This window comes from Bradyrhizobium sp. U531 (assembly GCF_051710265.1).
Lineage (GTDB): Bacteria > Pseudomonadota > Alphaproteobacteria > Rhizobiales > Xanthobacteraceae > Bradyrhizobium.
Window position 1 is genome coordinate 43246 of the sequence record NZ_JASVEN010000003.1, and the last position, 22752, is coordinate 65997.

A 22752-nucleotide genomic window follows, 5' to 3' on the forward strand; every position below is an offset into this window, starting at 1 on the left:
CTGATTGACGAGTCCTGACAGATGACACTGGTTGCGGAACATATCGAAGGCGACACCCGGGATCGTATCCTCGAGGTGGCCGAGCGGCTGTTCCGCCAGATCGGCTACCAGAAGACCACGGTCGGCGACATCGCCAAGGAGCTCAGGATGAGCCCCGCCAATGTCTATCGCTTCTTCGAATCGAAGAAGGCGATCCATCAGGCGGTGGCGCGGGGCTTGATGGGCGAGGTCGAACTCGAGGCCCAGCGGATCGTGGCGCGGCCCGGTCCGGTGCCGGAGCGCTTCCGGGAACTGCTCACCACCATTCACCGCATGAATACCGAGCGCTATGTCGGCGACAACAAGTTGCACGAGATGGTCGAGATCGCGATGCAGGAGGATTGGCAGGTCTGCGTCAATCATATGGAGTGCATCGCCGGCGTGATCGGTCAGATGATCGCCCAGGGCGTGGCCTCCGGCGAGTTCGAGGCGCCGGACCTCCAACTGGCCGCCCTGTGTGCCTGCACCGCGATGATGCGCTTCTTCCACCCCCAGATGATCGCCCAGTGCGCCACCAAGCCGGGCCCGACCATCGACCAGATGATCGATTTCGTCATCGCGGGTCTGTCGCCGCGCCACTGACGGGCGGGCGGGTTTCCCCTTATAAGCAGGCCGACCGCCCCGAGGCTGACCTGCCGGGAGTGGCCAGGACGGATCAACAAACTCCGTCATTGCGAGCGCAGCGAAGCAATCCAGACTGTCTCCGCGGAGGGATTCTGGATTGCTTCGCTGCGCTCGCAATGACGAAAAGGAAGCAGCGCGTGACCGATAAAGACCTTTATTTCTACGAGCCCTCCAAGGGCCACGGCCTCAAGCACGATCCCTTCAACGCCATCATCGCGCCGCGCCCGATCGGATGGATCTCCTCCCGGGACACCAAGGGCCACGTCAATTTGGCGCCCTACAGCTTCTTCAACGCTTTCTGCTACGTGCCGCCGATCATCGGCTTTTCCTCCACCAACTGGAAGGACACGGTCGAGAACATCAAGCAGACCGGCGAGTTCGTCTGGAATCTCGCCACGATGGACCTTGCCAAGCACATGAACGCGACCGCCGCCCATGTCGCCCCTGAAGTCGACGAGTTCGAGGTCGCGGGCCTCACCGCCGTGCCCGGCAAGCTCGTCAACGTGCCGCGCGTCGGCGAAAGTCCCGTCGCCTTCGAGTGCAAGGTGTCCGACATCGTCCGCCTCAAGGGCGCGGACGGCAAGGAGGCCGATGCCTGGCTGACGCTCGGCGAGGTCGTCGCCGTCCACATCGACAAGGCCATGATCAAGGACGGCGTCTACCAGACCGCCGCCGCCCGCCCCATCGTCCGCGCCGGCCGCCGCGGCGACTATTTCGAGATCAAGCCGGAAAACATGTTCGAGATGGTGCGGCCGGATTAGGCCGGGCAAGCTCTCTCCACCGTCATTCCGGGGCGCGCCGTCAGGCGCGAGCCCGGAATCTATTTATACACCGACACTGCTGCCCAATGGATTCCGGGCTCGCGCCAAGAGGCGCGCCCCGGAATGACGCGGGAGACATCTCGCCCCATCCCCCTCCCGGAACTGCCCCCACGCCCCGGTCGTTATTGCCCGGGCGGCCGCCCGGCCGCGTCAATGTCGCAGGCGAGATGTTCACCGCCGCCGGCCACTTTCCGCTAAAATGCCCGACAACCGCGCCGATGCATGAGGTCTGCCATGAGCTTCCGCCGCGACAACATCACGAAGCCGATCTTCTCCCGGGCCCGCGGCGTGCTGCCGGCGATGTCCGACACCGAGCGAGAGGCGCTGGAGGCGGGCGACGTCTGGTGGGACGCCGATCTCTTCACCGGCAACCCCGACTGGTCGAAACTGCTGAAAATTGCGCCGGCCAGATTGACGGAGGAGGAGCAGGCCTTCCTCAACGGTCCCGTCGACGAGCTCTGCGCCATGCTCGACGAGTGGAAGATCTCCTGGGAATGGCGCGACCTGCCGCCTGATGTCTGGCACTTCGTCAAGCGCGAAAAGTTCTTCGGCATGATCATCCCGAAGGAGTTCGGCGGCCTCGGCTTCTCGCCCTACGCGCATTCGGAAGTGGTGCGCAAGATCTCGACCCGCTCGATCGCCGCGGCCGTCACCGTGATGGTGCCGAATTCGCTCGGGCCCGGCGAGCTCCTGATGCGCTTCGGCACTGGGGAGCAGCAGCAGCGCTGGCTCCCGCGGCTCGCCGATGGCCGCGACATTCCCTGCTTCGGCCTCACCAGCCCCGAGGCCGGCTCTGATGCCGCTTCGATGGTCGACACCGGCATTATCTGCAAGGGCCAGTTCGAGGGCCGCGAAGTCCTCGGTCTCAGGCTCAACTGGCACAAGCGCTACATCACGCTCGGGCCGGTCGCGACGCTGCTGGGCCTTGCCTTCAAGGCCTATGACCCCGACCATCTCGTCGGCCCCGAAGAAGAGCTGGGCATCACCGTCGCATTGATCCCGACGAATTTACCCGGTGTCGAGATCGGTCAGCGCCATCTGCCGTCGATGCAGGTGTTTCAGAACGGCCCGAACCGGGGCCGCGACGTCTTCATTCCGCTCGACTACGTCATCGGCGGCAAGGAACGCCTCGGCCAGGGCTGGAAGATGCTGATGACTGCGCTCGCCGCCGGCCGCGGCATCTCGCTGCCGTCGCTCTCGGCCGCCGGCGCCGCCTACGCCGCGCGCACCACCGGCGCCTATGCCCGTATCCGCGAACAGTTCGGCATCTCCATCTCGAAATTCGAGGGCGTCGAGGAGCCGCTCGCGCGCATCGTCGCCACCGCCTACCAGCTCGACGCGGCACGCCGGCTGACCTGCTCGGCGCTGAATGCTGGCGTCCACCCCGCGGTCATCTCCGGCATCATGAAGCTGCACGCGACCGAGCGGATGCGCGTCGCGGTGGACGACGCCATGGACATTCATGGCGGAAAGGCCGTGATTGACGGTCCGCAGAACTATCTCGGCAATCTGCACCGCGCCGTGCCTGTCGGCATCACGGTCGAGGGCGCCAACATCCTGACCCGCAATCTCATCGTGTTCGGGCAGGGCGCCATCCGCGCCCATCCCTATCTGCTCGACGAGATGACCGCGCTGGCCGATACCGATCGCGAGCGTGGGCTCACCGCTTTCGACAAGGCGTTCTGGAAGCATGTCGGCCACAGCTTCCAGACGCTGTTCCGGGCTTTCGGCCGGAGCTGGACCTTCGGCGCTTTCGCGCTTGCGCCCGACGCCGGCGATGCCACGCCATTCTATCGCCAGCTCTCGCGCTACTCCGCGGCCTTTGCGCTCTGCGCCGACATGGCGCTGCTCACGCTCGGCGGCGCGCTCAAGCGCAAGGAGATGCTGTCGGCGCGGTTCGGCGACATCCTGTCCGAACTTTATCTGCTGTCGGCCGCGCTCAAACGCTGGCAGGACGAGGGCCGGCAGAAGGAAGACTTCGCCGCGCTGGAATGGTGCATGGCGACCGGCTTCAGGACGATCGAGAACCGGCTGGCCGAGATCCTCGCCAATCTACCGAACCGGTTTGTCGCCGGCTTCCTCAAGCTCGTGGTGCAGCCGTTCGGTGCCCGCGTGCTCGGCCCCTCCGATCGCGTCGTCCATCAATGCGCTGCCATCGTGCTGGAGCCGTCGGCGGCGCGCGAGCGCCTGACGCCGGATCTGGCCCATGTCGACGACGACGGCGGCTTCGCCCGACTGGAGCGCGCTTTCAAGCTGGTTACCGCCACTGATCCTATCGCCAAGCGCATGCGCGCCGCGCACATCCGCGACTGGAAGGATGCCGTCACCAAGGGTGTGATCACGCAGGCCGAGGGCGAGCAACTGGCGGCCGCGCACGACGCCGTCAGTGGCGTGATCGAGGTCGACGATTTTGCGCCGGAGGCGCTGTCGCCGATTTACAAGAAATCCGGCGACGTGCATCAGTTCTTCCAGGAACTCGGTGAACAGAGGGCGGCGAGCTGATGGCACGACCGGTTTTCATCGTCGACGGCAGCCGGACGCCGTTCCTGAAAGCGCGTTCGGGGCCGGGACCGTTCACGCCGGTCGATCTTGCCGTGCAATGCGGCCGGCCGCTGCTGGCGCGCCAGCCGTTCGCGGCCACGGATTTCGACCAGGTCATCCTCGGCTGCGTCAACGTGATCGCGGACGAGATGAACCCCGCCCGCGTTGCCGCGCTCAGGCTCGGCATGGGCGAGGACATGGTCGCCTTCACGGTGCAGATCAATTGCGGCTCGGGCATGCAGTCGATCGACACCGCCTATCGCTATATCCGCGAAGGCCATGCCGACATGATCCTGGCTGGCGGCACCGAGGCGCTGAGCCACGCGCCGCTGGTCTGGCCCAATTCGGGCGTGCGCTGGTTCGCCGGCCTTGCGACCGCCAAGGGCGTGGCCGCCAAGCTCGCCGCCGCCTTCAAGCTGCGTCCGCGCGATCTTAAGCCGATCATCGGCCTCGAGCGCGGGCTGACCGATCCCGTCACCGATCTGAACATGGGTCAGACCGCCGAGGTCGTCGGCCATCTCTTCGGCATCACCCGTGCCCAGTCCGACGCCTATGCCGCCGAGAGCCATCGCCGGCTCGCACATGCGCAAGGCGCGGGCTTTCTCAAGGGCGAGGTCGAGACCGCGTTCTCGCGCGACGGCAAGTTCTTCGACCATGACGACGGCGTCCGGCCGGACTCGACGGCGGAAAGCCTCGCGAAGCTGAAGCCGGTGTTCGAGCGCCCCTGGGGCCAGGTCACCGCCGGCAATTCCTCGCAGATCACCGACGGCGCCTCCTGGGTGATCCTCGCCTCCGACGCAGCGGTCGCCAAGCACAAGCTTACGCCGAAGGCTGCGATCGTGGACAGCCACTGGGCCGCGCTCGATCCTGGCATCATGGGTCTCGGCCCGGTGATGTCCGCGACGCCGCTGCTTAAACGTAATGGCCTTGCGGTTCAGGATGTCGAGACCTGGGAGCTGAACGAGGCTTTTGCGACGCAGGTGCTCGGTTGCCTTGCGGCCTGGAACGACGACAAGTTCTGCCGCGAGATCCTCGGTCTCGACGGCGCGGCCGGCGAGATCGACCGTGAAAGGCTCAACGTCGATGGCGGAGCGATCTCGCTCGGCCATCCCGTCGGCACCTCCGGCAACCGCATCGTGCTGCATCTCGTCAATGCGATGAAGCGGCTCGGCACGCGGCGGGGCGTCGCCACCGAATGCATCGGTGGCGGGCTCGGCGGCGCCATGCTGATCGAGGCGGTGTGACCATGGATTCCAAGATCATGACCGCGCTCGGCGACCGCGTCCTCGAGCTCGGACCCAAGCCAGCGACGGACAGTCCTTACAAGCACTTCAAGCTGACGCGCGATGACGACGGCGTCGCCTGGCTGCTGTTCGACCGTGCCGGCGCGAGCGCCAACACGCTCTCGTCCGACGTGATGGAGGAATTCGACGCCGCGCTCGCCGTGATCGAGACCGAGCGTCCGGCCGGCCTCGTGATCCGCTCGGCGAAACCCTCGGGCTTCATCGCCGGTGCCGACGTCAACGAATTCCTGGGCGCGACCGATCCGGAGACGGTGGAGACGCGTATCCGCGCTGCGCATGCGGTGGTCGATCATCTGGAAGCGCTCAAGCTGCCGACGGTGGCTGTCATCCACGGCTTCTGCCTCGGCGGCGGGCTCGAGGTCGCGCTCGCTTGCCAATCGCGCATTGCGATCGATGGCGCGCGCTTCGGCTTCCCCGAGGTAATGCTCGGCCTGCATCCCGGCCTTGGCGGCACCGCGCGGTTCACCGCGCTGGTCAATCCCACGCAGTCGATGGCGTTGATGCTGACCGGCCGCACCATCGATGCGCGCCGCGCCAAGTCGCTTGGTCTCGTCGATGCCGTCACCCAGGAGCGTCACGTGCGCGGGGCCGTGAAGGATGCGCTGTTCGGCCGGCTGAAACGGGCACGTCCCGGCCTCCTGACCCGCGCGGCGAACTTTGCCCCCGTGCGCGGGCTACTGGCAAAACGCATGCGCTCGGAGGCGGCGAAGGCCGCACCTCGCGAGCACTATCCCGCACCTTACGCGTTGATCGATCTCTGGGAGACGAATGGCGGCAGCAAGGCGGCGATGCTGAAGGCCGAGCAGGCCTCTTTCGCCAGGCTGATGGTGACGCCGACCGCGCAGAATTTGATCCGCGTGTTCTTTCTGCGGGAGCAGATGAAGAAGGCGGCAGGCAGCGGCAACGATATCAGGCATGTCCATGTCATCGGCGCCGGGGCCATGGGCGGCGACATCGCGGCCTGGGTCGCCGGGCAGGGACTGCGGGTCTCGCTCGCCGACATGAAGGCTGAGCCGATCGCGGGTGCGGTGAAGCGCGCCGCCGAGCTTTACGGCAAGATTATCCGCAAGCCGACCGAGGTGCGCGACGCGCTCGACCGCCTGATCCCGGACATGGACGGGGAGGGCGTCCGCAACGCCGATCTCATCATCGAGGCCGTGCCGGAGAAGCTCGAGCTCAAGCAGAAGGTCTACGCCGGCATCGAGCCGCGGATGAAGCCGGGCGCGATCCTTGCGACCAACACGTCGAGCATTCCGCTGCAAGACTTGCGCACGACGCTGGCGCGGCCGGAGCGGCTGGTCGGCCTGCATTTCTTCAATCCGGTGTCGCGGCTGCAATTGGTCGAAGTCGTCAGCCACGACGGCAACGACGCGCAGGTGCTGACGGAGGCGCTTGCCTTCGTCGGTGCGATCGACCGCCTGCCGCTGCCCGTGAAGAGTTCGCCGGGCTTTCTCGTCAACCGCGCGCTGACGCCGTACATGCTCGAAGCCATGGTGATGCTGGACGAGAAGATCGACCAGCGCCTGATCGACACCGCGGCCGTCCAGTTCGGCATGCCGATGGGACCGATCGAGCTGGCCGACCAGGTCGGGCTCGACATCTGCCTCGACGTCGGCGACATGCTGCGCACCAAGTTCGGCGATCTGCTGCCGCCGACGCCGGCCTGGCTGCGCGACAAGGTGGCCAAGGGCGAGCTCGGCCGCAAGACCGGCAAGGGTTTCTACACCTGGAAGGACGGCAAGGCGGAAAAGACGCCGCTGCCCGAGACCGGTCCTCGCGTCACCGACCAGATGATCGACAGACTGGTGCTGCCGATGTCCAATGTCTGCGTTGCGGCGCTGCGCGAGGGCATCGTCGACGATCCCGATGCGGTCGACGGCGCGATGATCTTCGGAACGGGCTATGCGCCGTTCCGCGGCGGCCCGCTGAACTATGCGCGCACGCGCGGCGTGGAGAATGTCGTGTCCACCTTGCGCGGACTGGCCGAGCGCTTCGGCGGGCGTTTCACGCCGGATCCGGGCTGGGACAGTTTGCGATAGGGGGCCGTCGATAAAAGCTGCTATCATGGGCGGTGAAGCCCTTGGGAGCATCGCCGATGCCGACGATCCCGTTCTTCAAGCACGCGACCCGGCGCGAGATCGCCATCACGCGGCTGTGCTGCGCGGCCGATGTCGTCGTCATCCTGTGTTGCGCCGGCTATCTCGTCGGGCGCTATCCGGCGGTGGGATTGCGCTGGCCGTGGTTGATCGTGGCGCTGCTGGCCGGATATTTCCTCGCTGACCTTTTTTCTGGGCTGGTGCATTGGGTGGTCGACACCTGGCTCGACGAGGGAATGCTCGGTCGCGGCATCGCGATCACGCGCGAGCATCACACCCACCCCGGCCACGTTCTGCTCTATGACTTCCTCGACCAGGCCTCGCTCGGTGCGGCGCCGAGCGCAGTGGTGGTCGGGGTCGCGGCCACCGTCACGGCGTTGTTTCCGGTTTCCGCGCTCACCTATGCGCTGATGATCGTGTGGTCCGTGATCGCGACCTGTATGCTGTTTGGCATGAGCTTTCACAATCTCGCGCACTGGCCGGTCCGCCCGCCGCTACTGCGCATGGCGCAGCGGCTGCATCTGGTCTGCTCGCCCGAGCATCATTGGTGCCATCACCGTGACCACACCATCCGCTATTGCGTCATCAATGGATGGGCCAATTATCCGTGCGACCGTCTCCGGCTCTGGAGCAGACTGGAGCGGCTGGTCACGGCCATCACCGGACGCGCGCCGCGGGCCGACGATGCGGAGTGGCAAAGCAAGCTAAACGATGCCGGCATCTTGGCCGACATGACGGGGCTGGCTGGATAGTACAAGCTCGTCTGGTGTCGATGTTGCGCAAGGCGCCGTGGCTTTGTATCCAGAGCCCAGAGCCGCGGGAGATCAACGATATGACCGACACGCACGTCCACACCCCTGTCAGCGCCGGCCCCGGGCCGGGCGGCGATCTCTGTATCCGCACGCTGGCGATGCCCGCCGACACCAACGCCAATGGCGACATCTTCGGCGGCTGGCTGCTGAGCCAGATGGATGTCGGCGGCGGCGTGTTTGCCTCGAAGGTCGCGAAGTCGCGGACCGTGACGGTCGCCATCGAGGCGATGAATTTTCGCAAAGCCGTCTATGTCGGCGATCTCGTCTCGGTCTATGCCAACCTCGTGCGGGTCGGTCGCACCTCGCTCACCGTGCATCTGGAGGCGTGGGCGCTGCGCCGCGGGGAGGAGCATCCGTTTCTCGTCACCGACGGCAACTTCACCTATGTCTCGATCGACGAGCACGGCCGCCCGCAATCGGTCCGGTCGACTGACACGGTCATCGCGACCTAATCGCGCGCGACGCTCCGCCTCACCTCACGATCGCGTGGCAAGCGCCGCCAAACGCGGCGCGAGCAAGTCAAGGCATCGCGGCTTTGCCAAGAACCAGTCAAGAACCAGTCATAAAACGGATGAGGTCCCGGCGTACTCAGTTGCGTGTCGATTCGGGATGGAAACGGCTCAAATGCCTGCGGAACCTTTGCGCAGGCATGCCGTTATTCGCCCGCACTGAGGAATCCACGGACCATGCCGGACAGCTACATCATCGAAGTCAATTCGCAGACCGCAGGTATCGTCGTTCGCGGTCAGGGAGGCTACTGCTTCTTCGCCTCATCCCACCAATTCAACCGCCTCGAAGGCCAGCTCTTCCGCAACGCCCGCGAAGCCGAACGCGCCGCGCGCAAGCTGGTTGACGGCGATCTGAAGCAGGCGGCCTAAGCGCCGGCCGCTTGTCATTCTGACGCGCAAAGCGTGGTCGGAAATTTCTGCAGCCCTTGATGCCAGCTGCTTTTTCCTTCTCCCCCTTGTGGGAGAAGGTGGCGCGAAGCGCCAGATGAGGGGTATGTCTCCGCGACTTCGATCGCGAGAGATTTGCTCGTCGAGAGAATTCCCTCACCCGTCTCGCCGCTTCGCGGCGAGACACCCTCTCCCAAAGGGGAGAGGGGCGGAGAAATCATCACAGCTTGGTCGCGGAGCGCGACAGCAGCTTCCAGTCGTCGCCCTGCTTCAGCCAGTTCATCAGGATGTGAAGGCTGTTTGCCACTTTCTGGCCACCGGTCGTCATCTCGGCCAGCCAGTGGAAGCGCACGACCGCGGCAGGACCCACGATCTTGATGGTTGGATCCTTGTACGTAATCGACTGGAATTCGGTCTTACCGTCGGTGGCGTTGGCGATGAAGGCCGCCTTGTCCTCGAGAAAGCCGTTGGAATGGCTGTAGCTCAAATCGTCCGCGCACAAGGCGCCGAGCGCCTTCGGATCGGCCGCGATCTGGGCGAGGCGAAATGCCTCGACGTTCCTTGCCACCGCCTCGTGGTCCGCAGCATGATCGCGATTCAGTGTCATCTTATCCTCCGTTCTTCCATCTCCCCTTGCGGGAGAAGGTGGCGCGAAGCGCCGGATGAGGGGTATCTCTCCGCGAACCAAAATGGAAATGAGTTCGCGGAGAAATACCGCTCACCTGTCTCGCCGCTGCGCGGCGAGCGACCCCCTCCTACAAGGGGAGAGGGTCAGAGCGCGATCACAACTTCGTCGCAGCCCGTGACAGCAGCTTCCACTCGTCGCCCTGCTTCTGCCAGTTCATCAGGATGTGGAGATTGGTCGATACTTTCTTTCCATCAGCGGCCATTTCCTGCTCTGCCAGCCAGTGGAAGCGCACGATTGCGGCGGAGCCGACGACCTTGATGGTCGGATCCTTGTAGTCGATCGACAGGAATTTCGATTTGCCGTCCGTGGCATTGGCAATGAAGGTCGCCTTGTCCTCCACCTTGCCGCTGGAATGGCTGTAGCTCAGATCGTCCCAGCACAGCGCGCCGAGCGCCTTGGGATCGGCCGCGATCTGGGCGAGGCGGAAGGCCTCGACCTTTTTCGCCACCGCCTCGTCGTCTGCCGAGGCGGCGAGCGCCGGGACCGAGAGCGCAAGCGCAGAGACGGCGAGAGTCGAAAGAGCCAGGTCGCGTCGGTTGATCATCGTTTCCTCCTTTTTGATCTTGCGAGGAGTGTTGCAGCCGCGCGCGACTTTGTCGAGTGGCGCATTGTCGTCATGTCCAGGCGTCATTGCGCGCGAGAGGCCGTATTGATACGTCTTTCGCATTGATGCGCCGCGGATTTGGGAAAGTAGAGAAATGATCGAGGCAATCGGCAGGGCATTGTTGTTCGACATCGATGGCACGCTCGCCAACACCGACCCGCTGCATCTCAAGGCCTTCAACCAGGTGCTGGGTCCCCGCGGCCATGTGTTCGACCACGCGCGCTTCTCCAGGGAGCTGCAGGGCTTCGCCAATGTGTCGATCGGCGAGCGCTTCCTGCCCGACGAAACGCCGGCGCGGCGTGCCGAGATCCTCGCCGAGAAGGAGGAGATTTTCCGCACGCTCGTGGCCGGGCAGGTCGAGCCGTTGCCGGGGCTGATGGCGCTGCTCGATCGCGCGGACGCGGCCGGCATTCCCATGGTCGCCGTCACCAACGCGCCGCGTCTCAACGCCGAGCTGCTGCTGGCGGGCCTCGGCATCACCGAGCGGTTCAAGGCGATCGTGATCGGCGACGAGCTGCCCCATGGCAAGCCGCATCCGCTGCCTTATCAGGAGGGGCTGCGCTTCGTCGGCGGCAGTGCTGCGGTTTCCGTCGCGTTCGAGGATTCGCGCTCCGGCGTGCAATCGGCCGCCGCCGCCGGCATTCCTACGATCGGAATCCGGACCAGCCTCAGCCATGACGATCTGGTCGGGGCCGGTGCCGTCGGCTCCGCAAGTGCCTTCGACGATCCGGACCTGCTCGTGCGCCTTGCCGCCGCGATGGCCTGGTGAGCCCGCCCATCCGTTAACCGTGATCGGCGCGCGCATTGACCGAAGGCGCGAACGGCCGCACCATGCATCCTCCTGATTTGAGGCCCTTGCCGTGACCGGACTGACCCATCGCCAAGCCGAAATCCTCAACATTGCGCGAGCTTCGGGCCGCGTCATGGTCGAGGAGCTTGCGCGACGCTTCGAAGTCTCGGCGCAGACCATCCGCAAGGATCTCAACGACCTCTGTGAGCGGAGATCGCTGACCCGCATCCATGGCGGCGCCATCATCGCCTCCGGCGTCGAAAACCTCGCCTATGAGGCGCGGCGTTTCGTTGCCGCCGACGAGAAGAAGGCGATCGGAGCTGCCGCCGCGTCCCTGATCCCGAACGGTTGCTCGCTCTTCATCAACATCGGCACCACGACCGAGGAGGTCGCGAGCGCGCTGACCTCGCACGAGGATCTCCTCGTCATCACCAACAATCTCAACGTCGCGATGCTGCTGTACCGCCATCCCCGCATCGAGGTGGTGGTGGCCGGCGGCACGGTGCGGCGCGCCGACGGCGCCGTGGTCGGCTCGACCGCGACGCAGCTGATCGGCCAGTTCAAGGTCGATTACGCCATCATCGGTGCCTCCGCGATCGACGAGGAGGGCGCGTTGCTCGACTTCGACTATCGCGAGGTCCAGGTCGCGCAGGCCATCATCGCCAACGCCCGCACCGTCATGCTGGTCGCCGATTCCACCAAGCTCCGCCGCAGCGCGCCGGTGCGCATCGCCCACATCACCCAGATCCAGACCTTCGTCACCGACCAGGAGCTGCCCGAGCGCCTTGCCACGATCTGCCATAGCAAGGGCATCGAGGTGATGGCGGCGATGCCGAAAGGCCCGGACATCGACGATGCGCCGGCAGATGGCCAGGATGCGGCGCCGGAAGCCGCGCCGGTGGTGCGGCTGCGCTAAGACTAGGCGTTGTCCCACGGGTTGAGCAGGGGGACACCGAAGGCCGCAAAATCCTTCACGTTGCGTGTGACGAGCGTGAGGTTGCTGACGAGCGCGCTGGCCGCAAAGAAGCCGTCCATCACGGACAGTGCAACACCAGTGCGGCGGCTCTGCGCCATCAGGTCGCCCCATCGTTCAGCCACGGCATGGTCGATCGGCAGGATGCGCCCCTCAAATCGCGCCGGCAGATCATGGGCAAGCCAGGCTGTTAAGGCCCCGCGCCGCCGGCCGTCGTCCAGCAGTGCAATGCCGCGACGAAGCTCGGCAATAGAGGCGACGCTGATGAACGCGCGGTCCTCATCGATTGTATCGAGCCACGCAAGGACTTTCGGGGAAGGCGCCGGGCGCCGAACCTCTGACAGCACATTGGTGTCGAGGAGCAGGTTCACGGCAGCTCGTCGCGCGGTTCATCCCGGATGCGTTCAAGATCAAGGTCAGCCCCGCGCAACGGCGAGGCCAGCAGGAATTCGGCGAGCGTGCCTTTGCGTGCAGTCTTCCGTGCCCATTCCTCGGCGGAAACGACGACTGCATTTGGCTTGCCGTGCCGGGTGATGATCTGAGGGCCGGCTTGAGCGCGGTCGACCACCTCGGACAGCCGCGCCTTGGCGTTGGCGAGTGTCCAGATGTCATCAGGCGGAAGCGCATCAGGTGCAGTGTTTCGGTCGATCATGGGTAAAAAAACCAATATGACTATTATGACCATAATGTCTGGATACTGACCGATCAAGTGCGCCGTGCCTCTCGCATGGCCGGCAAATCTGCCGATTTCTCCGCCCAATTGCCCACCAAAATGTTCTTCTTTCGCTTCCCTTCGTCTCTCTTTCGTCTTGCTTTCGTTTTTCGGTGTGATCTAATCAAAAACGAAAGTAACCGCTCGACGGAACGGGCGGTCTTCGGGGGATGCGTCTGTTGGAGCGTATTTTCGACCTCGCGATCATTGGAGGCGGTGTTAACGGTTGCGGTATCGCGCGTGACGCGGTGGGCCGCGGCAATACCGTTTTCCTGTGCGAAATGAACGATCTGGCGAGCGGGACATCGTCCTGGTCGACCAAGCTGGTGCATGGCGGCCTGCGCTATCTCGAATATTACGAGTTTCGGCTGGTTCGCGAGGCGCTGATCGAGCGCGAGATTCTCTGGGGCATCGCACCCCACATCATTCGCCCCCTGCGTTTCGTCCTGCCGCATCATGCCGGCTTGCGGCCCGCTTGGCTGCTGCGGCTCGGCCTCTTCCTCTACGATCACATCGGCGGCCGGCACCTGCTGCCCGCCACCCGCTCGGTCGATCTCAGGAGTGACGAGGTCGGCAAGCCGCTGATCCCGAATCGCTACAGCCGCGCTTTCGAATATTCCGACTGCTTCGTCGACGATGCCCGCCTTGTCGTGCTCAACGCGCGCGATGCCGCCGACAAGGGCGCCGAGATCCGCACCCGCACCCGTGCAACGGACATCAAGCAGTCCGACGGCCTCTGGACCGTGAGCATGGTCAACACGCTGACCGGTGAGCGCTCGCAGATCCAGGCCAAGGCCCTGGTCAATGCAGGTGGCCCCTGGGTCGAGGACGTGCTCGGCCGCGGTGCCGGCGTCAATGCGAAAGCCAAGGTGCGCCTGGTGCAGGGATCGCACATCGTGGTCAGGAAGCTCTACGAGCACGACCGCGCCTACATGTTCCAGAACGCCGACGGCCGCATCATCTTCGTGATCCCGTACCAGGATGATTTCACGCTGATCGGCACCACCGACCGCGACTATGACGGCGACCCCGCCAAGGTGAAGGCGACGCCCGAGGAGATCCAGTATCTCTGCACAGCGGCGAGCGAATATCTCGCCAAGCCCGTGACGCCGGACGACGTGGTCTGGACCTATTCCGGCGTGCGTCCGCTCTATGACGACGGCGCCAGCGAAGCCAAGGCCGCCACCCGCGATTACGTGTTCGAGCTCGACATGCCCGGCGGCGTGCCGCTGCTGTCGATCTATGGCGGCAAGATCACCACCTATCGTCGTCTCGCCGAAGAGGCGCTGGAGCGGCTGGCGCCCTATCTTCGCAGTGCGAAGGCGCGCGAAGGCTGGACCGGAAAGGCCTCGCTGCCGGGCGGCGACATGAGCGTCTCCGACGTCGATGGTCTGATCGCCGAGCTCCAGCGCGGCTATCCCTTCCTCAGCCACGAGCACGCCCGCCGGCTTGCGCGTGCCTATGGCACCCGGGCCGCGAAGCTGCTCGGCGATGCGAAGACGGCGGCCGACATGGGCCAGGCCTTCGGCGCAACGCTGACCGAGCGCGAGGTTCGTTACCTCATGACCAATGAATGGGCCGTCACCGCCGAGGACGTGGTCTGGCGCCGGTCCAAGCTCGGCCTGCGACTATCTGCCGACGAGATTGCCGTGCTGGACGACTGGATCAGAACCCACGCCGTGCCGCAAAGTCCCCTGCTGGAAGCGGGAGGACGCTCATGACCGTGACACTCGACCACGTGACCCGGACCGTCGAGGGCGTCCAGCACATCCGCGACGTCTCGCTGACGCTCGAGAGCGGCACGCTGAACGTGCTGCTCGGGCCCACGCTGTCCGGCAAGACCTCGATCATGCGGCTGCTCGCCGGCCTCGACAAGCCGACCAGCGGCAAGGTGGTGGTGAACGGCAAGGACGTCACCGGCGCCGACGTGCGCCAGCGTTCGGTCGCGATGGTCTATCAGCAGTTCATCAACTACCCCTCGCTAACGGTTTACGAGAATATCGCTTCGCCCCTGCGCGTGCAGGGCAAGCCGCGCGACGAGATCGAGGCGCGCGTCGCCGAGGCCGCCAAATTGCTGCGGCTCGAGCCGTTCCTGAAGCGAACCCCGCTCAAGCTCTCCGGCGGCCAGCAGCAGCGCACCGCGATCGCGCGCGCGCTGGTCAAGGGCGCCGATCTCGTGCTGCTCGACGAGCCGCTCGCCAATCTCGATTACAAGCTGCGCGAGGAGCTGCGCGCCGAGCTGCCGCGGATCTTCGAGGCCTCCGGCGCGATCTTCGTCTACGCCACCACGGAGCCGACCGAGGCGCTGCTGCTCGGCGGCAACACGGTCTGCATGTGGGAAGGCCAGGCGCTGCAGATGGGCGAGACCGCCAACGTCTATCGCCGGCCGCAGACCTTGCGCGTCGCGCAGGTGTTCTCCGATCCGCCGCTCAACCTCGTCGGCATCGAGAAGAAGAACGGCTCCGTGCAATATGCCGGCGGCACGGCGTCGCCGGCCTCCGGTCTCTATTCGGGCCTTGCCGACGGCAGCTATCGCGTCGGCTTCCGCGCGCATCAGCTCGCGCTCGCCAATGGCGAGGCCGACCGCCATGCGTTCCACGCCACAGTCACGGTGACCGAGATCACCGGTTCGGAGAGTTTCGTGCATCTGACCCGCGACGGATCGAACTGGGTGGCCGTGCTGCACGGCGTGCACGAGTTCGAGCCCGGCCAGACGCTCGACGCCGTGCTCGATCCCAACGATGTTTTTGTCTTCGATGCCGCCGACCGCCTGGTCGCGGCGCCGACCTCTTGAGGGAGGTGCGATATGGCCCGCATTGACCTCGTCGATCTCGCGCACTCCTACGGCGGCAATGACGCGCCGCAAGAGACCTTTGCGCTGAAGCCCGTGACCATGACCTGGCGGCAGGGCGGCGCCTACGCGCTGCTCGGTCCGAGCGGCTGCGGCAAGACCACGCTGCTCAACGTCATCTCCGGCATCATCACGCCCTCCCGGGGGAAAATCCTGTTCGACGGCGTGGACATCACACCGCTGTCAACCCAGAAGCGCAACATCGCCCAGGTGTTCCAGTTTCCGGTGATCTACGACACCATGACGGTCGGACAGAACCTGGCGTTTCCGCTGAAGAACCGCGGCGTGCCCAAGGCCGAGATCGACAAGCGCGTCGCCGAGATCGGCCGCCTGCTCGATCTCGAGCCCTATCTGAACCGCAAGGCGACGCGGCTGACGGCCGACGCCAAGCAGAAGATCTCGCTCGGCCGCGGCCTCGTCCGCTCCGACGTTGCCGCCGTGCTGTTCGACGAGCCGCTGACGGTGATCGATCCCGAACTGAAATGGCAGCTCCGCTCCAAGCTGAAGGCGCTGCATCGCGAGCTCGACCTCACGATGATCTACGTCACCCACGACCAGACCGAGGCGCTGACCTTCGCCGACACCGTCGTCGTCATGCATGACGGCCGCGTCGTGCAGAGCGGCACGCCGGCCGAGCTGTTCGACAAGCCGGCGCATACGTTCGTCGGCTACTTCATCGGCTCGCCCGGCATGAACATCCTGCCGGCGGAGGTGAGGGGGCGCGAGGCGCACATCGGCGGTCACGTCATCGCGCTCAACCGCGCCTATGACAATTTGCCCGCCGGCGCAAAAATCGAGATCGGTGTCCGTCCCGAATTCGTCGAAGTGGTCGCGCCCGCGCCGGGCCTGCTCACGGCGAAGATCGAGCGCCTCGACGATCTCGGCCGCATCCGTTTTGCGCGGGCACGCCTCGGCGATGCCAAGCTTGCTGCGCGCGCGCCGGCCGGCTTCACGAGCGCGGATGGCACGGCCGGGCTGAAATTCGACCCGTCCCACGTCCACGTCTATGCCGACAGCCTTCTGGTGGAGGGAGCCGCCTGATGGACAAGACCGTCAACCAAAAAGCCTGGTTCCTGGTGCTGCCGGTGTTCCTGGTCGTCGCCTTCTCGGCGGTGCTGCCGTTGATGACGGTGGTGAACTATTCGATGCAGGACACCTTCGGCAACAACCAGTTCTTCTGGAACGGGGTGGGCTGGTTCAAGGAGCTGCTCGATCCCTCGACCGATTTGGGCGGCCGTTTCCTCGCCTCCCTCGGCCGCAACCTGTTCTTCTCGATGGTGATCCTTGCCATCGAGGTGCCGCTCGGCATCGTCGTTGCGCTGTCGATGCCGCGCGAGGGCTGGACGGTGGCGGCCTGCCTCGTGATCCTCGCGCTGCCGCTGCTGATTCCGTGGAACGTGGTCGGCACGATCTGGCAGATCTTCGGACGTCCCGACATCGGGTTGCTCGGCTACGTCCTCAATGCCGCGGGCATCGACTACAATTACGTCTCCAACGACATCGATGCCTGGGTCACCGTCATCGTGATGGACGTCTGGCACTGGACCAGCCTCGTCGCGCTGCTGTGCTATGCCGGCCTGAAGTCGATACCCGAAGCCTATTACCAGGCCGCGCAGATCGACGGCGCCTCGCGCTGGGCCGTGTTCAAGGCGATCCAGCTGCCGAAGATGAACCGCGTGCTCCTGATCGCGGTGCTGCTGCGCTTCATGGACAGTTTCATGATCTACACCGAGCCGTTCGTCGTCACCGGCGGCGGCCCCGGCAACTCCACCACCTTCGTGTCGATCGAGCTCGTCAAGATCGCGCTCGGCCAGTTCGACCTCGGCAAGGCGGCTGCCCTGTCGCTGGTCTACAACCTCATCATCCTGATCGTCTGCTGGATCTTCTACACCGTCATGACCAATGCGGGCTCTGACCGGAAACAGCAGGAAGGAGCCGCGTGATGCATTCGATCCCCGGCCGCCGCCTCATCATGGGGCTGTTCCTGATCTTCCTGCTGCTGCCGATCTACTGGCTCGTCAACATGAGTTTCAAGACCAACGCCGAGATCGTCTCGACGATGACGCTGTGGCCGCACACGCCGACGCTGCAGCACTACAAGCGCATCTTCACCGACGAGAGCTGGTATTCCGGCTACATCAATTCGCTGGAATACGTCGTTCTCAACACCATCATCTCGATCTCGGTGGCGCTGCCGGCGGCCTATGCTTTCTCGCGCTACCGCTTCCTCGGCGACAAGCACCTGTTCTTCTGGCTGCTGTCGAACCGCATGGCGCCGGCCGCGGTCTACGCGCTGCCGTTCTTCAACCTCTATTCGGCGATCGGCCTGTTCGATACGCCTTGGGCCGTCGCGCTCGCGCACTGCATCTTCAACGTGCCGCTGGCGGTGTGGATCCTGGAAGGCTTCGTGTCCGGCGTGCCGCGCGAGATCGACGAAACGGCATTCCTGGACGGCTATTCCTTCCCGCGCTTCTTCATCAAGATCCTGGTGCCGCTGATTGCGAGCGGCATCGGTGTCGCCGCCTTCTTCTGCTTCATGTTCTCCTGGGTGGAGCTGTTGCTGGCGCGCACCCTGACCTCGGTGTCGGCCAAGCCGATCGCCGCGATCATGACGCGCACGGTGTCTGCGTCGGGCATGGATTGGGGCTTGCTGGCGGCCGCCGGCGTGCTCACCATCATCCCGGGCGCGCTCGTGATCTGGTTCGTCCGTAACTACATCGCGAGCGGTTTCGCGCTCGGCAGAGTCTAGGGAGGCATCAATGGAATCCATCGCATGGATGGCCTGGACACTGCCGACGGCGATCTTCTTCGTCGCGCTCGCCTGCACGCTCGCCGTGATGACGTGGCTTGGTGCGGTCTACCCTGAGGCCGAGCGCGTCGGCGTGCTGCGGATCCCGACCACGCGCGGCGATCGCCTGTTCATCTCGCTGATCACGGCGGCGGTCATCCACCTTCTCTGGATCGCCTTCTTCGGCACCGACGCGATCGCAACGCTGCCGATCGGCGAGGACGGCGTCGAAATCTCGCGCCTTTGGCTTGCAAGTGGAATTTCGCTGGTGACGGCCGTGCTCATTTTTCGCACGGTCTGAAGCTCGCGAAGGGACGGCCAGATCCGGGGGCAATCCGGGTCTGTATAAAAGTTTGTCGCTGCAACGGAGGAACAACATGCGACAGTTTAGGAGAAGGAAAGGTCCATTGACCAAGAGCAGTTTTCTGACCATGTCCAGCGCCGCCGCCATCATGGCGGTGTCGTTCGCCGTCTCGGCGCCGGTCCGCGCCGCCGACGACGCCGTGATCCAGAAGTGGATCGCGGAATTCACGCCCTCGACGCTGTCGAAGGAAGACCAGAAGAAGGAGCTGGAGTGGTTCGCCAAGGCCGCCGAGCCCTTCAAGGGCATGGAGATCAACGTCGTCTCCGAGACCATCACCACGCACGAGTATGAATCGCAGACGCTGGCCAAGGCGTTCTCCGAGCTCACCGGCATCAAGCTCAAGCACGACCTCATCCAGGAAGGTGACGTCGTCGAGAAGCTGCAGACCCAGATGCAGTCCGGCAAGAACGTCTATGACGGCTGGATCAACGACTCCGACCTGATCGGCACCCACTTCCGCTACGGCCAGACGATCGTGCTGTCGGACTACATGACCGGCGAGGGCAAGGACGTCACCGACCCCATGCTCGACGTCAACGACTTCATCGGCAAGTCGTTCACGACCGGTCCCGACGGCAAGCTCTACCAGCTGCCTGACCAGCAGTTCGCCAACCTCTACTGGTTCCGCTACGACTGGTTCACCAACGCCGACTACAAGGCCAAGTTCAAGGCCAAGTATGGCTACGAGCTCGGCGTGCCCGTGAACTGGTCCGCCTATGAGGACATCGCCGAGTTCTTCACGAACGACATCAAGGAGATCAACGGCGTCAAAGTCTACGGCCATATGGACTATGGCAAGAAGGACCCCTCGCTCGGATGGCGCTTCACCGACGCCTGGCTGTCGATGGCCGGCAACGGTGACAAGGGCATTCCGAACGGCCTGCCGGTCGACGAATGGGGCATCCGCATGGAAGGCTGCCGCCCGGTCGGCTCCTCGGTCGAACGTGGTGGCGACACCAACGGTCCGGCCGCGGTCTACTCGATCACCAAGTACCTCGAGTGGCTGAAGAAGTATGCGCCGCCGCAGGCGCAGGGCATGACGTTCTCCGAGGCAGGCCCCGTGCCAGCCCAGGGCAACATCGCCCAGCAGATGTTCTGGTACACCGCCTTCACCGCCGACATGGTGAAGCCGGGCATCGCCGTGATGAACGCGGACGGTACGCCGAAATGGCGTATGGCGCCCTCGCCGCACGGTGCGTACTGGAAGGAAGGCATGAAGCTCGGCTATCAGGACGCGGGCTCCGTGACGCTTCTGAAGTCGACCCCCGCGGACCGCCGCAAGGCGGCCTGGCTCTATCTCCAGTTCATCATCTCCAAGTCGGTGAGCCTGAAGAAGAGCCATGTCGGTCTCACCTTCATCCGTGAATCCGACATCTGGGACAAGTCGTTCACCGAGCGTGCGCCGAAGCTCGGCGGCCTGATCGAGTTCTACCGCTCGCCCGCGCGCGTGCAGTGGACCCCGACCGGCAACAACGTGCCCGACTATCCGAAGCTGGCTCAGCTGTGGTGGCAGAACATCGGCGATGCGTCGTCCGGTGCGAAGACGCCGCAAGCGGCGATGGATGCCCTCGCGGCGGCTCAGGACTCCGTCATGGAGCGCCTTGAGAAGTCCAACGTGCAGGGCGCCTGCGGTCCGAAGCTCCACAAGAAGGAGAAGCCGGAATACTGGTTCGCGAAGGCCGAGAAGGACGGCACCATCGCGCCCCAGCGCAAGCTCGCCAACGAGAAGCCGAAGGGTGAAACGGTCGACTACGACACGCTGATCAAGTCGTGGCCGGCGCAGCCCCCGAAGCGCGCGGAAGCGAAGTAAGCGGCGCGTAACGTCATCAAATGCGAAAGGCCGGGAGCGATCCCGGCCTTTTTGCTTTGAGCTTGCGATGACGTGCTTGAGGCACCAACGCGTCTCACATTCTCGCTGTCATTGCCCGCGAAGGCGGGCAATCCAGTACTCCGAGACGATGATGATTGAACCGAGAAGCCGCGGCGTACTGGATTCCCCGCCTTCGCGGGGAATGACAGTCGTCGTGTGAATGATCCCTTACTCCGCCGGCTCGGCTGCCAGCGTCGGGTAATCCGTGTAGCCCTTGGCGCCGCCGCCGTAGAACGTGTTCTTGTCCCAGTCGTTCAGCGCCGCGCCCTGCTTCAGCCGCTCGACGAGGTCGGGGTTGGAGATGAACGGCTTGCCGAAGGCGATGAGATCGGCCGCGTTCGCGTCCAGCACCTTGGTGGCGAGTTCGAAATCGTAGCCGTTGTTGGCGACGTAGGCGCCGGAGAAGCGTTTGCGCAGGCCCGCATAGTCGAACGGCGCGATGTCGCGCGGCCCGCCCGTGGCGCCTTCGACCACGTGCAGATAGACCAGCTTGAGCGCGCTGAGCCCGTCCACGATGTGGTCGTACAGCGCCTGCGGGTTGGAATCCGAGATGTCGTTGGCAGGCGTCACCGGCGAGATGCGGATGCCGGTGCGGTCGGCGCCGGCTTCGGCGACGACGGCCTTGGAGACCTCCAGCATCAGCCGCGCGCGGTTCTCGATCGAGCCGCCATAGGCATCGGTGCGCTTGTTGGCGCCGTCCTTGGCGAACTGCTCGAGCAGATAGCCGTTGGCGCCGTGGATTTCGACGCCGTCAAATCCGGCCTCCAGCGCGTTCTTCGTCGCGCGCCTGAAATCGTCGACGATGCCGGGAATCTCGGACAGCTCGAGCGCGCGCGGCTCGGAGACGTCGGCGAAGCCGCCGTTCACGAAGGTCTTGCCCTTGGCGCGGATCGCGCTCGGCGCCACCGGGGCTGCGCCATTCGCCTGCAGATCGACATGCGAGATGCGGCCGACATGCCAGAGCTGGATGAAGATCTTGCCGCCGCGCGCATGGACCTTGTCGGTGACCTTGCGCCAGCCGGCGACCTGGTCCTTCGAATAGATGCCGGGAGTGTCCTGGTAGCCCTGGCCCTGCTGCGAGACCTGGCTTGCTTCGGTGATCAGAAGGCCTGCGGAAGCGCGCTGGCTATAATAGTCGGCGGCAAGCGTGCCGGGGACGAACGTGCCCGGCACGGCGCGGTTGCGCGTCAGCGGCGCCATGACGAGGCGGTTGGCCAGCGTGATCGGGCCGAGCTTGTAGGTCTCAAACAATTTGGTCGAACGGCTCATGAGGGGTGTTCCAGACGGTGAAAGGTCAGGGACACTTGTGCATCGCGCCATCGAGCGCAAGGGAGGAGCCATACGGAAAGTGCAGGCGAGCTACGCGGCAACGGCCGCGTAGCATAATTCATGTGCAATATCGGCTGCGACGACGGAATTCGGCTATCGCCGCCGTGCGATCTGACAAATCAGTTCGCGCCCATGAAATCGCGCTTGCCGATCTCGACACCGTTGTGGCGCAAAAGGCCGTGAGCGGTTGCGCAGTGGAAATAGAAGTTCGGCAGCGAGAACGCACTCAGGAATTGCTGGCCCTTCATGGTGATGGATTTGTCCGGTCCGGCCGGGAAGGTGACGTCTTTGGTATCGGCACCCTCAAATTGCTCCGGCTTGAACGACTTCACATAGTCGATCGTCTTTGCCAGCCGCTGCTTCAATTCCGCAAAGCTCGTCTCGGTGTCGGGCGTCGAGGGGACTTCGCTGTGCGTCAGCCGGGCGCAGCCCTTGGCGGCGAAATCGCTGACGAGCTGGATCTGCTTCGACAGCGGCAGCATGTCCGGAAAGAGGCGGGAGCCGAGCAGCACGCTCGGGTCGATCTTTTTCGCCGCGCAATGCGCCTCGGCTTTGGTGAGCAGCCCGGTCACGCTGTTCAGCATTTGCAAATAGGCGGGGACGACGGCGTCGTAGAAGGACATGTGATGCTCGCTTGTGAATGGAAAATC

The 22752-nt window shown here is 64.6% G+C and carries 23 protein-coding genes; 17 read left to right on the top strand and 6 right to left on the bottom strand.

The features are described 5' to 3' along the window. Positions 1-21 precede the first annotated feature (21 nt). The 8 genes from QRQ56_RS16425 to QRQ56_RS16460 all read left to right on the top strand — a co-directional run bounded on the left by QRQ56_RS16425 (position 22) and on the right by QRQ56_RS16460 (position 9115). Entirely contained in the window at positions 22-621 is a 600-nt protein-coding gene (locus QRQ56_RS16425) for a TetR/AcrR family transcriptional regulator (RefSeq protein ID WP_438741557.1), read from the top strand. Positions 622-800: 179 nt separating this feature from the next. Then, positions 801-1424, top strand: coding sequence for a flavin reductase family protein (locus QRQ56_RS16430; RefSeq protein WP_438741558.1), 624 nt, complete (start codon positions 801-803; stop codon positions 1422-1424). Positions 1425-1718: 294 nt separating this feature from the next. Continuing rightward, positions 1719-3986 carry an acyl-CoA dehydrogenase gene (locus tag QRQ56_RS16435; RefSeq protein WP_438741559.1) on the top strand — a complete coding sequence of 756 codons (2268 nt, stop codon included), beginning with the start codon at positions 1719-1721 and terminating at the stop codon, positions 3984-3986. Beyond that, the gene (locus tag QRQ56_RS16440) at positions 3986-5269 is read left to right on the top strand and encodes an acetyl-CoA C-acetyltransferase (protein ID WP_438741560.1); all 1284 of its coding nucleotides are present in this window, start codon (positions 3986-3988) and stop codon (positions 5267-5269) included. Before QRQ56_RS16435 ends, QRQ56_RS16440 begins: the two co-directional genes overlap by 1 nt. Positions 5270-5271: 2 nt before the next feature. Beyond that, the gene (locus QRQ56_RS16445; RefSeq protein WP_438741561.1) at positions 5272-7368 is read left to right on the top strand and encodes a 3-hydroxyacyl-CoA dehydrogenase NAD-binding domain-containing protein; all 2097 of its coding nucleotides are present in this window, start codon (positions 5272-5274) and stop codon (positions 7366-7368) included. 56 nt (positions 7369-7424) lie between these two features. Next, a complete protein-coding gene (locus QRQ56_RS16450) occupies positions 7425-8177 on the top strand; it encodes a fatty acid desaturase CarF family protein (RefSeq protein ID WP_438741562.1) in 753 nt (250 codons plus the stop codon). A gap of 80 nt (positions 8178-8257) precedes the next feature. Next, positions 8258-8689: an acyl-CoA thioesterase gene (locus tag QRQ56_RS16455; RefSeq protein WP_438741563.1), complete on the top strand. Its 432-nt coding sequence runs from the start codon at positions 8258-8260 to the stop codon at positions 8687-8689. Between the two features lie 234 nt (positions 8690-8923). Next, positions 8924-9115 carry a hypothetical protein gene (locus tag QRQ56_RS16460; protein ID WP_438741564.1) on the top strand — a complete coding sequence of 64 codons (192 nt, stop codon included), beginning with the start codon at positions 8924-8926 and terminating at the stop codon, positions 9113-9115. Between the two features lie 238 nt (positions 9116-9353). Here QRQ56_RS16460 and QRQ56_RS16465 read toward each other — a convergent pair whose 3' ends face one another. Further along, positions 9354-9740, bottom strand: a complete 387-nt coding sequence (locus QRQ56_RS16465) for a nuclear transport factor 2 family protein (RefSeq protein ID WP_438741565.1) — start codon at positions 9738-9740, stop codon at positions 9354-9356. Between the two features lie 175 nt (positions 9741-9915). Further along, entirely contained in the window at positions 9916-10365 is a 450-nt protein-coding gene (locus tag QRQ56_RS16470; RefSeq protein ID WP_438741566.1) for a nuclear transport factor 2 family protein, read from the bottom strand. A gap of 154 nt (positions 10366-10519) precedes the next feature. Here QRQ56_RS16470 and QRQ56_RS16475 point away from each other — a divergent pair, with 154 nt between their 5' ends. After that, positions 10520-11194 carry an HAD family hydrolase gene (locus QRQ56_RS16475; protein WP_438741567.1) on the top strand — a complete coding sequence of 225 codons (675 nt, stop codon included), beginning with the start codon at positions 10520-10522 and terminating at the stop codon, positions 11192-11194. Positions 11195-11285: 91 nt separating this feature from the next. Then, entirely contained in the window at positions 11286-12131 is an 846-nt protein-coding gene (locus tag QRQ56_RS16480) for a DeoR/GlpR family DNA-binding transcription regulator (RefSeq protein WP_438741568.1), read from the top strand. Positions 12132-12133: 2 nt separating this feature from the next. On the opposite strand, the gene QRQ56_RS16485 is transcribed toward QRQ56_RS16480, so the two are convergent. Next, positions 12134-12559, bottom strand: a complete 426-nt coding sequence (locus QRQ56_RS16485) for a type II toxin-antitoxin system VapC family toxin (RefSeq protein ID WP_438741569.1) — start codon at positions 12557-12559, stop codon at positions 12134-12136. Further along, on the bottom strand, positions 12556-12840 hold the full coding sequence (locus tag QRQ56_RS16490; protein WP_438741571.1) for a type II toxin-antitoxin system Phd/YefM family antitoxin: 285 nt from the start codon (positions 12838-12840) through the stop codon (positions 12556-12558). The genes QRQ56_RS16485 and QRQ56_RS16490 overlap by 4 nt, the downstream gene beginning before the upstream one ends. Before the next feature lie 230 nt (positions 12841-13070). On the opposite strand from QRQ56_RS16490, the gene glpD reads away from it, so the two are divergent. The 7 genes from glpD (at position 13071) to QRQ56_RS16525 (ending at position 20713) form a co-directional block, all read left to right on the top strand. Next, on the top strand, positions 13071-14621 hold the full coding sequence (gene glpD, locus QRQ56_RS16495) for a glycerol-3-phosphate dehydrogenase (RefSeq protein ID WP_438741574.1): 1551 nt from the start codon (positions 13071-13073) through the stop codon (positions 14619-14621). Next, positions 14618-15694: an ABC transporter ATP-binding protein gene (locus tag QRQ56_RS16500; protein WP_438741576.1), complete on the top strand. Its 1077-nt coding sequence runs from the start codon at positions 14618-14620 to the stop codon at positions 15692-15694. The genes glpD and QRQ56_RS16500 overlap by 4 nt, the downstream gene beginning before the upstream one ends. A gap of 12 nt (positions 15695-15706) precedes the next feature. After that, positions 15707-16792: an ABC transporter ATP-binding protein gene (locus QRQ56_RS16505; protein WP_438741578.1), complete on the top strand. Its 1086-nt coding sequence runs from the start codon at positions 15707-15709 to the stop codon at positions 16790-16792. Further along, positions 16792-17694, top strand: coding sequence for a carbohydrate ABC transporter permease (locus tag QRQ56_RS16510; protein ID WP_438741580.1), 903 nt, complete (start codon positions 16792-16794; stop codon positions 17692-17694). Before QRQ56_RS16505 ends, QRQ56_RS16510 begins: the two co-directional genes overlap by 1 nt. Beyond that, on the top strand, positions 17694-18500 hold the full coding sequence (locus QRQ56_RS16515; RefSeq protein ID WP_194406557.1) for a carbohydrate ABC transporter permease: 807 nt from the start codon (positions 17694-17696) through the stop codon (positions 18498-18500). Before QRQ56_RS16510 ends, QRQ56_RS16515 begins: the two co-directional genes overlap by 1 nt. Before the next feature lie 10 nt (positions 18501-18510). Then, positions 18511-18840, top strand: coding sequence for a DUF2160 domain-containing protein (locus QRQ56_RS16520; protein ID WP_438741583.1), 330 nt, complete (start codon positions 18511-18513; stop codon positions 18838-18840). Between the two features lie 130 nt (positions 18841-18970). Further along, on the top strand, positions 18971-20713 hold the full coding sequence (locus QRQ56_RS16525) for an ABC transporter substrate-binding protein (protein ID WP_438742325.1): 1743 nt from the start codon (positions 18971-18973) through the stop codon (positions 20711-20713). A gap of 228 nt (positions 20714-20941) precedes the next feature. On the opposite strand, the gene QRQ56_RS16530 is transcribed toward QRQ56_RS16525, so the two are convergent. Beyond that, the gene (locus QRQ56_RS16530; RefSeq protein ID WP_438741585.1) at positions 20942-22042 is read right to left on the bottom strand and encodes an alkene reductase; all 1101 of its coding nucleotides are present in this window, start codon (positions 22040-22042) and stop codon (positions 20942-20944) included. Positions 22043-22221: 179 nt separating this feature from the next. Continuing rightward, a complete protein-coding gene (locus QRQ56_RS16535) occupies positions 22222-22725 on the bottom strand; it encodes a DUF1993 domain-containing protein (protein ID WP_438741587.1) in 504 nt (167 codons plus the stop codon). Positions 22726-22752 lie beyond the last annotated feature (27 nt).